The organism is Flectobacillus major DSM 103 (assembly GCF_000427405.1).
Lineage (GTDB): Bacteria > Bacteroidota > Bacteroidia > Cytophagales > Spirosomataceae > Flectobacillus > Flectobacillus major.
Window position 1 is genome coordinate 1,865,447 of record NZ_KE386491.1, and the last position, 12,918, is coordinate 1,878,364.

A 12,918-nucleotide genomic window follows, 5' to 3' on the forward strand; every position below is an offset into this window, starting at 1 on the left:
TGTGAGTATCTGGAAGAACATAGTCAATTTTTCAAACCATTAATAATATTTTCGAGTAATGAAATAGTTATTGGCTCATTTATTTCAGGATTGGATAATTCAAACATGATGTTTTGAGTTTCTTCATCTTCAAAACCTATATCATCTCTACATTCAATTAAATTAGCCCAACTTTCTAATTCAACGAAAGATATTTCATTGTTTATACATCTACGAATTACGTTAGATAAAATATTTTTTGTTAATACTATGGTTGGTTCATCTAAATCCCATGCGAATTTTGAAAGCTCATTTTCAAGTTGATTCAAATTAGCATTGAAATATATAAGTTCATTTAATATATCTTTCCTATTCTTCATTTTACTTTTTTGGTTTTACATGAATAATACTACCATCTGGAGCTACTGTGGTTTTTAACATTTTTACGGTTTCGCCTTCTGAATTTACCCATTTTTGATAAATTGCTTTTGATCCGGGTACTTTTCCTGGTGAGGTTGCTTCAAATATGAAACTTCCATCATCCAACATTTTGTAAGAAGCGTTTGATTTTGAATTAGATGGAACTTTACTTAAAAATCGTTTAAAGTTATTGGCTACATTTCCCTTTAATGACTTTACAGATTTTGTTCCCAACATAGTATAACCTCCAAATCCAGCACTCAGTCCACCTACCACTAACTCAAGAGTCTGCCATTGAGCTTTTATCTCTTCAAAAACATAATCAAACATATCTCCGCCATTATTTGAGAGTGCATATTTGATTAACTTGTCTATGGCTGCTTGTGAATGGTGCATATCTATCAATGAACTTGGTATCAGTAATCTACTTTCACTACGCCAATAGTCATTCCAGCCAATCGAATTAGTAATTTCAGGTAAAGCACTGTTTACATTATTTCTGAAATTTTTCAGCTTGTCCCAATGTACAACAAATACATCATTTCTACCATCATTAGTATTAATGATAGTATTTCCATTAGGGTCTATATATTGAGTTGTAACATATTCTGAGGCATTTCCATCGGGGTCAGTCTTAGAAATAGGGTTATTCTCTACATAATTAAATGGTGTTAGATGTTTAAAATCTTCCCCTAGTGCATCAATCCCCCACATTATTCCCAAAATAGGATCTTGTTGCCTCCACCCGAAATCATTTAATCCTGTTAGAGATTCAAATTCCTTACCTGTAAACTTAAAATTATTTAAGTTCGGGGTATTTTGATAACTCAAAGTTGGTAAATCTTCACCCCAAACACCGTAGGCATTAGCTTGTGTAATCTTGGCGATTCCTAGTGAATCTTTGAAGGCTACTCTTAGATTGCCTAAGTGGTCAGTGATATTATACTCGTATTCTCCGTTTACGATTCTACCTTCGTCGTGTGAAATCTGATATAAGGTATTGTTTTTATAAATCTTATTGGCTGAATAATCGGTAATATCAGAACCAATGGTTTCTTTTAATTTTTTGCCTGTGGCATCGTATTGATACAACGTAGTTACGCCATTTTGTACCACCTTTTTAAGTAGTTTAAGATAATTATATTCAATGAGCGTAATGCCTTTGTTGGCATCGCTTTTGAGTGAGCCATCTTGCCAGTAGGTGTAATCATTACCTGAAACATCTTTGTGTATAGAAGGGGTAACAATTGTTAATAAAGTTATTGTTAAAGCAAAAGCGAATTTGGAATAGATTAATAGAAGTCATCCCGAATTATTAGAGATGACTTATGTTTAATACTTACACAATTTGTGGGAGACTGCCAGCTTTAACACCTGTATGAGTTACACAATAAGCCAGTTATAGCCCTCTTTTTTTTGTACCATATATATCAATCTGATTGTATTTCATTATTTTAGGGTTTGTGAAATTAAGTTCTTGTTTTACAATCAATCCTTGATAAGTAAATGATATTATCTCATATTTCCCCTTGAAAAATTCGGATAGTAATAATTCTAATTCTTCTAGTACAATCTCATTTATTAAAATGTAAAATTCACTTTGAATATATCTCAAGCTCAAAGTATCTTCATCTAAATAAATAAAGAGAAATAATCCATTATTTTCGATAGAGATATCTACATTTTTTTTGCCTATCTCTATTTCGAAGTCATATTCATTTCTAAATTTTTGTAAATTCTTAACTAAGAATAAAATAACAGTGTTGTATAATGAAGAATCATTACTACTGCAGTTCTGGAGATTCTCTATAACGCTATTCTTTGACATATTTTCTTAATTCTTTTGCATTTCTGAAAAATATATGTTTTTTACCTGCTACACCGTGGTTTATGTGGGTTCTTATTAGTTTCCTCCCTGTACATCGCTCTTTGCTATACAATTCCGTTACTAACAAATCGTTATTTTCAATATCAACCAAATACTCTTCAAAAAGACTATCTCCTTTTGTAATCACCTCACTTTCTGGTACTTGGATGTAGTCCTGTAATGCAACCGATTTTTTTTTATAACCTCTATTCTACCTATTTCTTCATCCATCCTGTCTGCTAAATAAACTTCAATATCAGGCAAGGTTAAGTCAGCATTCAAATCATCAGGTAAGGCTTCATATAACTTTTTAATATAGGCTAAAAGCCATTGCTCGCTCACATTGCATACTCGACAAATACTTGATAGCGAAATTCGCTCTAAAAGCAATTTGTTGATAAAGATTTTATCAGACTCCGATACAAACCAATCTTGACCACCTTCTACAAATTGACGGTTGCAACTATGACATAAATAGTTTTGTTTCCCATAATGGGTATGACCATTCTTCTTTGTTGTTGTACTACCACAGTGACTACAGTTCATTTTACCTTTTTTATATCAAAGATAAATAAAGCATTACATTTACAGGACTACCAAAAATCAGAGTGTCTTTTTTCAGATACATTAATTATATGGACTAAAATTCTTTCTTGACAAACTCTTGTAAACTCCAGTAATCTTCTCCATCATTACCACCAATTCTGTATAAAATATCTCCTTGGGGACAAAAAACAAGCATGATATTTAATAAATCAATATGTGTCCACCCTTCTAATCTCTGTAAGAAACATATATCATCAATAAACTTATTATTCAAATAATCATTATGTGTTGTTATGATGAATGAATTTGTATAATCAAAAAAGAATCTTGACAGATAATCAAAATTATTCTCTTTTATTCTTGCAACAAAAGCAAATCTACTTTGATTATTAGATAGTATCTGTTCTTTTTGAATAAATAATTCTGAGTTTATTACTTGTCTATCTATAAGTCCTTTATAACTACGAATTTTAGAAATCACATTTGACTCGCTTTCTAAACCAAAAAGAAAAACATTTCTTCTCTGATTAAGAATATGAGCTAAAATTTGATTCTTAAAATCATTTAATAATGATATAAAATTGTTTTGATTTCTATTTGACCTCATTCCTTCAAATAAATACTCTCTAATTTCGAAATTTTGAAGTTCTTTTATTTTGGAATTTTCATTGATTTTTTTTATAGGAAATGATTCGTCAGATTTCCAAACATTGTATAACAAAAAGTCTTTCGTGATGTCATATTTAATCATTTTCATAGTTATGATGTTGTTTTAGTTTTTCTGTATTATCTTTTACTTTGCCTGCGTTATAATGCTCTCCTTGTTTTCCTCCATCTGGATAGGTTACAGGATTATCTTTACGAATAATAACTTTCTCTCCTTTACTATTTCTATATTCATAAGTTCGTAATGGTTTTCCTGTATTTTTATCTGGGGTTTTGTACTGCTGTTTAGGCTGCTGACTTTTGGGAATGCCATTTTGTTCTTTAGCCTTGTTGAAAGCTTCTTTTTGAGTTGTGCTTTTTGTATCTTTTCCAGCATCAAACGAACCGCCATTCTTGCCATTGTCGCCTTTACTTGAGCTTTTAGACTCATTACTTGATGAAACACTATTAACCGCTAGCTCTTTTTCAGCTTGTTTAGCCTTCATTTGAGCATAATATGGCACAATACTATTTCCACCACCTGCTAATACACCAGAGTTTGCTAACTTGGTTAAACCTGCTCCCACTGCTAAACCTAAAGTAGAGCCTGCTATATATTCTCCTAGTGCAATTACACCTGCACCGATTTCAGGTAATAAAGGAATCGCAGGACAAAAAGGACAATCACCATCAGGATCAGATTTGAGAATTGGATTATTCCAACTATATTGATATAAAGATAAGTGTTCTTGTCCTTCTATAACGGGGTCTTGAGAGGTAAAACGTCCCGTTTGGGGGTCAAATTGTCTGTGAATCAAGTCTATATATCCTGTTTCAAATTGCGTTTCCCTATTTAGGAATTGGAATTTATTGAAATTAGTAGGATTTCGTGTAATTGCCATCCCTTTCATCGACAAACCCCACGGGTCGTAGAATAGGCTTTGAAGAGGTGTGGCTTTTTAACATTCCTATTGTTTAAACCTCTCGGGGTATTTGGTTCGATTGTGAGATTGGTAAATACAACGGCGTAGTGTTTTCACTACGCCGAGTAGGGATATATACTTAAATTATTACATAGGAAATTTCTATACTATTACCTCCGATTATTCGGATATAGTCAATTATTTTGTTAGAAATGGACATACCTCCCATCATGTTATTAGATGTCAAATAAACAAAGAAATCAAATGATTCTCGATTGATATTTATTTCTTTATTAAGTTTATTAATATATTCTGCATCAAAAAATACCTTATCTATATCATCAATGATAATTACATAAGAACCATCTATTGATGATACGTTAAAACTATGAATAATATCCTTTTCTTTTAATTTCGAACAAATTAAATCCGCTACCTGTTTTGAATCCACAGCGTACCTAAAGCTAATACCATATTCGTCGCTATTTTTTTTCTTTCTCATATAATTATTTCTTTGTTGGTTTTAATGATTTGGCTAAACTTATAAGTTCTTTCCACGATAAATTATCTTTTCCGCCCATATTATTTTTCTTTTTGTAATCATGTATTGCTTTACCAAGTTTTTTTGAATCCACACCTACCTCTTTTGCAGCATCTTTAGGCATTCTTTCTGCTGAGCTTCTTTTTTCTTTACCCATTTTTTCAAAGTTTCCCTGTGTCTCTTTATCTCTCCCTTTCTTTCCCTCGGAATTAAGATAATAAGCTGCTTTTGCAAACGTAGAACCACCATGTAAAATCATGCTAGTACTACCTGTTGCCAATGGTACTGCTACTGGGGTGGCTCCCCCTAATGTCACGCCTTCTCCTACCGCTGCTGTTGCATCGCCACCTATACCTGTGATGATTTCGGCTGTTGCTCCAATCATTGAAAGTATATGACCTGTTGTTGCTCCTGCACGGTAAGAGCTAGAACCGTTGGGGTTTACATAACTTGTCGCTAATGGAATATTGTTTTCCATGATAGCGTCTATAGTTCCTGAAACAAAATCTATTACTCCTCCACAACATGGTTCTTTACCATCAGGGTCAGATTTGAGAATCGGATTATTCCACCCATATTGATATAAAGATAAGTGTTCTTGTCCTTCTATTACAGGGTCTTGACTAGTGAATCTTGCAATAGTAGGGTCAAACTGTCTGTGAATCAAGTCTATATAGCCTGTTTCAACCTGTAATTCTCGATTTAAAAATTGAAATTTATTGAAGTTAGCAGGATTTCGTGTAATTGCCATCCCTTTCATCGACAAGCCCCACGGGTCGTAGAATAGGCTTTGAAGAGGTGTGGCAATTCCTGCGGAGTCTTTGAATGATACTCTTAGATTACCTAAGTGGTCAGTGATATTGTATTCATAAATACCATTGACAATTCTTCCTTCGTCGTGAGAGGTTTGGTACAGATTACCATTCTCATAAATTTTATTGGCAATATAATCGGTTGTTATTCCTTGAGAAGTAACCTTTTTGATTTTCTTTCCATTGGCATCATATTGATAGTTTACCCAAGTTCCATTGCTAAACTTAATTCGATTGACTAATTTGAGATAATTGTATTTGATACTATCAATTCCTTTGTTTAAGTCTTTTTTCAAACTACCATCAGCGTAATAATCATAATCGTTACCAGTAATATTACCATCTCTAAAATCACCTAAGTCTGGATTGCCAATGGTGGCATCTTGAATTTTCAGGAGTTTGTTGGAATTGGTTTGATAAGTGTAATTTAGGTTATCGACATTGCCAAAACTGGTATAATTGGTATTCGTTGCACCATTTCTACTAAGACTAAGGATATTCCCATTGGCATCATAAATTACGTTATTTAGGGCATAGTTTTCACCAGCTTTGGTACTTCCATAAGTGGCAGCGGTGATGCGAGAAGTCCCGTCGTAGTTGTATTGATAGGCTCTTTGGATACCGTCGATGTTGCTTTTCCAATATTGGTTTCTGATATTTCCGTCGTAATATGTACCATCTTCTTCGTAGTCTAGTTTGTAACTAAATAGGCTATTGGTTAAATCATTATTGGCATCGAGGTTGATGCCTTTTAATCCGCCTCTGATATGGTATTTGTAATCAAGGCTGTATAGGGTGTTGATATTGGCATTTCCTATATTGAGTTGACCAATGTTTTGCATGGCAAGGTTGGCATTGGGGTTCATTACCAATGCTCCTGCATAGGCTGTTGTATTGGAGGGCATTGTTACGGTATGCCCTGAGTTGATGGTTACTATATCTTCTATAGTAGGTATGCTATTGCTGAGCCATGTAGCGGTATTTGTCCATTGTCCCGATTGTTTGCTTCCTATAGGAGTACCAGCGGGAGCGAATGTTTTGGTTTTTAACCGTCCTATTTCATCGTATTGATATTTGGCTACAACTTTGCTATTATGCGAAAAAGTGGTTTTTCTTCCTACGTGGTCGTAGGAATATTCATAGAGTTCTACTAAATCATTAACCCCTGGTTTTTTTTGTGTGATTCTAGTGGCAAGAATTTCTCCATTAAAGCGATATTGGAAATCGGTACGGTCGATACCGCCCAAATGGTTTTGGTTAAATGTCTGAATAACTCGCCCTTTATAATCGTAATAGTTGACAGATTTGTACCAGTCGTTGGTTTCAACGTTTCGTACCAATGCTCCTGTTTGGAGGCCTTTGGTATTGGCTTGTGTATGGAAGGCATTGGCCGGCTGGAAGTTGTAGGCTGTTTCTGTTTGCCATGTGTAATCGTCGTAGTAGTTGACGGTTTTTATGTTGGTCTCGGCAGGGGTATAACTGCTTGGAAACGAGCGATTGGTATAGCCCAAAAGGGTTGAGCCCCTTTCTTCGTAGGGAACGCTTACGGCATCAAACTCGCTTTGTAATTGGCTACGGCTATAAGTACCAATGTTATTGATAAGTCCTGTTCGGATTACCCTTCCTAAGGCATCGTACTGGCTAAACTTCCAGTAGTTGGGACTGGCATTGGCATCTTTGTCATCGTTTTCGAGGACGATTCGGTCTTGTTTGTCATAAACATAGCGTGTCCAGCCTGTTCCAGGGATATGTTTTTCGGTTAAACGCCCTTGGTTGTCGTAATGATAGCCGTAGATGCCTTCTTTGAAGATGTCGTCTGTTTCTGAAAAGTTTTGTAATAAGCCTGTTTCAGTACCAAATTTACTAAGTGCTAGGGGTGGTATAACGTAGCGTAATCGCTCAAAATCATCGTAAATGTAAAGTGTACTTAAATAACTATTTAGGCCATTTTGGCTGTTTTTTTGAATGGTTTTGCCGTCTTTATCGGTATATTCTACAGTTTTGTTTCCTTGCTCTGATATGGTTTCATTTTTATAGAGCTGTGATGCACCATAAGTTCCAGTAATATTGGCCCCTATACTGCTAACATCAAATAACAGTACCTCATTACTGTTGGCAATTAGGTATTTAGATTGGGTGTATTTATTGTTGTCACGCCAGTTTTTTCCTGCCCCATAGGTATTTAGGGGTCTGTTTGTAGGCGAATTTTCGTACAAAGCAACTTGGGTAAAAGGATATAGGTCGTTATAAAAAGATTGAGCCAATGACTGTGCCTGATTGGCGAACCCACCCGTGTTAGTTTCTGAAGCTACGGGTAGGATGTTTTTATAATTTCGCCCAAAACTATCGTACTCAGAGGTTGATGAGATAATGTCTTTATTAGCATCGGGAGTACCTCTGTATATAATGGATTGAGTAGGCCGTCCTAGTCCATCAAAATATTTGATGTTGGAGAGTATGGTAGCGTATGTCCCCGTTAAAGAAGTGGTTGCTTCACGGGGCGTTTGTTCCATGATGGCATTTTTGTTAGTAGAAATACTTTGAGCCTGAAGCTTGATAGCACTAACAACATACATTAATATCAATAGTTGTAAATTCTTTTTCATGGTGATGTAGAGGTAGTTTAAAAGTTAGAGATAAAACCATTGTCGTTTATCTGGACATTAGTAAATACTACCTGTGCCGTAGATGTATTGGCACTGGGTGGATTCTCTAAAGTTAAGCCTATCTGAAAGTTAGAGCCCCAGGTAATACTTGGGGCTGAGCCAAAAAGATTTGGTAAAAATTCGGTCCAGTTTGTATCATTATTGATACTTGGGTTGGAGGCTGTACTATAATAAGACTGAATGGTATTGCCTTTTTTTTTGATTTTTAACCAGACACCAGCAGGAGTATTGTTGTCGTATTGCCAAATAGTAACAGGGTCATTGACAGCACTTCTATGAAGTTTGCCAACGGTGTTGTTACCATCTTGAACAATCGAAAAAAATATATCTTTAGTACCAAGACCCGATTTGAATATAATACCAGCTCTTATATTAGCAGTATTGGTCATGCTACTTATCTTGGCCATGATAGTGACATTACCCGAAAACTGTTTATTGAGGTAATAATGGACATCGTTGTCTGTACCACCGATTCCGCCTGATGGGCTGGCCTGCATTCTTATCGTATTATTGCCTAATACCAAACAGCCATTGATAGCGGGGCTTCCAATATTTGTGGCATTCCAGCCAGTAGGGTAGGTTAGTCCTGTTATTGGACTAGAGGCCACACTTGTACAAGTGGTGGTACATGTAGCGGTATAGGTGGTGGATGTTACTGAAGGTACTGTAATGGTATTGCCAGTTTGTGAATTACTCCAAGTAACAGTTCCGCTACATCCAGAAGCTGTTAATACTGCATTACAGCCTATTGAGGCTGGTGTTGCTGAGATTGTAGGTGCTGCCACTGTACAACTACCTCCACCTGTTGCTTCGGCATAGCGATAAGTATAGTTTTTGACGATATAATTACTATTGTCTCTAATTATTTTTAGGCGATTAAAAGAATCGTATTCAAAATACGAACTAATATCATTCGCTGATTTGATAGATTTGAGGCCAACGCCCGAAGTTAGAACGCCCGATGTTACGAAGGCTGTTGGGATATTGGTTCTTAGGGTATTTCCGATAGCCGAAATTTGAGCGTCTTGTGTATACTCTGCAATCGTTTCTAGATTACCTATTTGAGCCTCTACCTGTGCTTTGGTGGCGTTGATGACTTCTGCTATAGGGTAAGAATGTTTATAGCCCCATACATAAGTTTTGGAGGTGCTATTTCGAGGGGTTATTTCTACTATATTGCCTTTACTACTGTACTTTCGAGTTTCATATAGATAGAAATTGGTGTCGAAAAAGGTACTAGGATTATGGTTGTGAGTTATTAAATTATTATTCTCGAAATGATATATTTCCGTTTGATTGCCAACCGCATCGGTATTGATCAAAACCCCATCTACTGTTTTATTATTAATATTCTTAATTACTTTTAGTGGAATACCAATAATATGTTTGTTTTTGAGGGTGTTAATTTGGGTGTTGGCAATGCCATTGTTAAAATCATTGGGGTAATAGTTGATAATATCTACGACTTGATTTTTACTGTTAGTTGTGCTTGTTTTTTGTAATAACCAATCATTATTGTAGGTATAATTTTTGGTACTACTAAGTGTATTGTTTTCGGCATAGTACTTACTTGTTTCGGAGCTAATGGCAAATTTATCTGAAAATACTGGCTGAAGAGCGGTGTTGAAATACAGGTCGGGATTGGATGTTGCATAGCTTCCAGAAGGACACGTGAGTTTTCGCCCAATTTTTATTCCATTTTGGGTAATAGGGAAAATGGTAAGAGGAGTATAATTTTTTTGAACCTCTTGCATAATAGTAAAAACACTCGATTCGTTGCGATAGGTTTCATCGATGAGTAGGTTGCCGCTTCGCCAATTGAGGTTAAATGTAGATGGGTATGGGCTAGTAGCAATAGGGCCTCCCACAAATACATTGGGTTCGTATCGATATATCTTTTTACCATTGTTGCCATTTGCCCCGTGATTTTCGGTTACTTTGAGGTATTCAACATGAAAGCCATCCCAAGCGTGTACGTTGTTTTCACCCAAAATATAAGTTGTTCCGCAGATTATTTGTCCACAAAGACCTCCCTCAGAGCCAATTCCTTTGCCTGTTTGGATAGTAGAAACATAAAAAGGAATGTCTAATAGATTGGCATTTTCGTAGACGAAATTACGTTCATGATAAGCACTTGTTCCATCATAATCAATAACTTTAGAAACCCTATTGCCTCCTACAGATAAATCGATACCTCCCGAAGGGGTTACAGGTTGTTCGATTTTGAAAGAAGCCTGAGCCGTTACATTTTGAGTTTGTGTTACACAACCAGGATATAGGGTATAATAATAAGTGCCTGCGGGTAAATCGGTTATCATTTCGCCATTGGTTGTATTTTGGGCAAATTCATTGATGATGTAAGGTGCTGAGCCAGTAGTGCTTAATTTAAAAGACGAAAGGTCATCACTACTATTGGTCGACAATACCCACGTAATCTTGGCTGCCACAATTGCCTGTGGAACAGTAAATGTTCCAGATACAGGGCCTGTGTTACAATCTTTAGTGCCAGAGTTGAGAAATATAGAGTAGCCACTGGCATGCTGACTTTTCATGAAGAAAGGAATGCTAGCATAATTATCAAAATGAATAGTGTTGGGCTCGTAAGCTATGGTTGTAGAGCCTTGCGTTGGGTATGTGATTTTTTTGAGCATACCAATTTTGGAAGCATCTCCATCGGAGGCTCTGTTTGCATTACCAAAATCAGTAGAGGTATTGGGGATTATTAACGAATAATTAGCTCGAGGTATCTTTGAAAGGTTGCTTTTTCCATTGTAGTACCCCCAATGGTCAACGGAGTTGTTGATAGGGTTGCTATTCAAAGAAGGGATAAGGATACTTTTGGCATTACCATAGTATTCAAAACTAAATTGCTGGACTTTACTATTGTCCATAATATCTAATATAGCTACATTGTCAAGTTGTAATCGGCTGTAACTTGATGTGCCAAAATCAAATCCAATTTGTTTAATGAGGGTATTGTTTTCGTTATAAACTTTAATTTTACTTAGTGCTTTAGACTTGTTATTGTTAGCATCTTTCAAATCCTCTCTTGGGATTGTTTCAAAAACAATTTTTTGCCTTTCCAAAGAATTTCTGTCAATAAATACTGACCCACTGTAATATTGGAGTCTTGTCCCTGATAAGCAAATTGGCTAGATTGAACACAACCACTACTATTAACACTAGCACCCACCGAATAAGAAGTATGTGCTGCGGCGATTGAATATGCTATATCGGCGTTATAGTTGAACGTAGCTTCTACACCCGAAGGTGTAATAATTTTGGTAAGGTACCAAGTTTTGGTACTTACAAGAAAGGGGTCGGTATTTCCAGTAATGAACCCGTCAGAATTAATAAATAAACTGAATTGAAAGACAAAGCCTTGTTGGTCTGTAATTGTAAAAATATTATTAGTGAAGCTTACTTTTAATGGCATATAGTTGAAGAACACCACATTGTTTCCATTGAAATAGAATTTGCCTGTTTTTCCTAATAAATTAAATGAAAATACATCGTACTGTGAATCTTTGCTACTATTAATAACATCTGTACTATACTGATATTTTGTGTAGCCTGTCATCGAGCCATTGGTATAACTTTGCAACTCAGAGCTAGTAAACTGTAAGCCTCCAGCAGAAAAATCATCAATACCTTTTATATATTGCACCACCGTTCCGCTAAGATTCAAATCCCATCCATTACCTACCCAAGAGGGCACTTGCTCTGGTTTTAAGCCCGAATTATTATAGGAAAGTTGAATCGGAATAGACAATTTATCGCCTACATCAATGGTGTGCAAGGGTATGATATTACTTAGTTGACCTGTACTATAATTAATGGCGATATTGCCATACTGCTCTATAGACGCAACATTGGGAGGTGTTAATTTTAGCAAATTATTAGGGGCTTCGTAGGATGATAACAGTGTCGATGATACCGATGCCAGATTGGCAGGAAGAGTTTTCTGAATAACACCTAATGAGTCCTTTTGGGGTGTTTGGGCTAATAATAATGAGTCGCCAAACCCAATAATAGCAATAGCTATGATGAATAATTTGTATAGTTTTAACATGATAAGGCTGTTCAAATGATTGAACGTATAGTTGTAGGATACCTAAGAATGAATGATGATATTATTTATCTAATACGATATGTATACAAGATGACTTTTGGATTTTTGAAGATTTGTTAGCTAAATAGGTGACGATGCAGTTGTTAGAATAAGTGTTTTTCATGTATGTATATTTTGAAAATTGTAGATAACTAATTAAGCGACTTTCGGGTATTTTTTGATTTATACTACAATATTATGAGTCAATTGTGTTAAATACAAAAAAATACTTGATTGATTTAGAGATAATAATAGAATGGTTGAAATAGAAAGCTTCAATGATTGCTTATTACTGCTTACTTAAACCCTGTATTTCTCGAAGATGTCTAATAACCTCTGTTCGATACTTGTTAGAATTTGATTAGAGTTTTGCCCTATGGAGTAATACAGGGTTTGAAATTTGATGAA

At 35.5% G+C, this 12,918-nt stretch carries 9 protein-coding genes and 1 pseudogene; all 10 read right to left on the reverse strand.

The features are described 5' to 3' along the window. Positions 1–23: 23 nt before the first annotated feature. On the reverse strand, positions 24–359 hold the full coding sequence (locus tag FLEMA_RS0109675) for a hypothetical protein (protein WP_026995300.1): 336 nt from the start codon (positions 357–359) through the stop codon (positions 24–26). A gap of 1 nt (position 360) precedes the next feature. Further along, positions 361–1,515, reverse strand: a complete 1,155-nt coding sequence (locus tag FLEMA_RS0109680; protein ID WP_026995301.1) for an RHS repeat domain-containing protein — start codon at positions 1,513–1,515, stop codon at positions 361–363. A 283-nt stretch (positions 1,516–1,798) separates the two neighbouring features. After that, the gene (locus FLEMA_RS0109685) at positions 1,799–2,227 is read right to left on the reverse strand and encodes a hypothetical protein (RefSeq protein WP_026995302.1); all 429 of its coding nucleotides are present in this window, start codon (positions 2,225–2,227) and stop codon (positions 1,799–1,801) included. Between the two features lie 183 nt (positions 2,228–2,410). Continuing rightward, the gene (locus FLEMA_RS76565) at positions 2,411–2,812 is read right to left on the reverse strand and encodes an IS1/IS1595 family N-terminal zinc-binding domain-containing protein (RefSeq protein ID WP_081681298.1); all 402 of its coding nucleotides are present in this window, start codon (positions 2,810–2,812) and stop codon (positions 2,411–2,413) included. 94 nt (positions 2,813–2,906) lie between these two features. Further along, complete coding sequence (locus FLEMA_RS0109700; protein ID WP_026995304.1) at positions 2,907–3,569, reverse strand: hypothetical protein; 663 nt, start codon at positions 3,567–3,569, stop codon at positions 2,907–2,909. Then, positions 3,556–4,377, reverse strand: a pseudogene (locus tag FLEMA_RS0109705) (RHS repeat domain-containing protein); the annotation flags it as partial. The gene FLEMA_RS0109700 and the pseudogene FLEMA_RS0109705, both read right to left, overlap by 14 nt. Positions 4,378–4,519: 142 nt before the next feature. After that, positions 4,520–4,882 (reverse strand): hypothetical protein, encoded by a 363-nt coding sequence (locus tag FLEMA_RS0109710; RefSeq protein ID WP_026995306.1) that lies wholly within the window; start codon positions 4,880–4,882, stop codon positions 4,520–4,522. A 4-nt stretch (positions 4,883–4,886) separates the two neighbouring features. Next, the gene (locus FLEMA_RS0109715; protein ID WP_044171190.1) at positions 4,887–8,339 is read right to left on the reverse strand and encodes a DUF6443 domain-containing protein; all 3,453 of its coding nucleotides are present in this window, start codon (positions 8,337–8,339) and stop codon (positions 4,887–4,889) included. A gap of 17 nt (positions 8,340–8,356) precedes the next feature. Continuing rightward, positions 8,357–11,485 carry a hypothetical protein gene (locus FLEMA_RS0109720; RefSeq protein ID WP_026995308.1) on the reverse strand — a complete coding sequence of 1,043 codons (3,129 nt, stop codon included), beginning with the start codon at positions 11,483–11,485 and terminating at the stop codon, positions 8,357–8,359. Then, complete coding sequence (locus FLEMA_RS0109725; protein ID WP_026995309.1) at positions 11,437–12,471, reverse strand: hypothetical protein; 1,035 nt, start codon at positions 12,469–12,471, stop codon at positions 11,437–11,439. The genes FLEMA_RS0109720 and FLEMA_RS0109725 overlap by 49 nt, the downstream gene beginning before the upstream one ends. Positions 12,472–12,918: the final 447 nt, after the last annotated feature.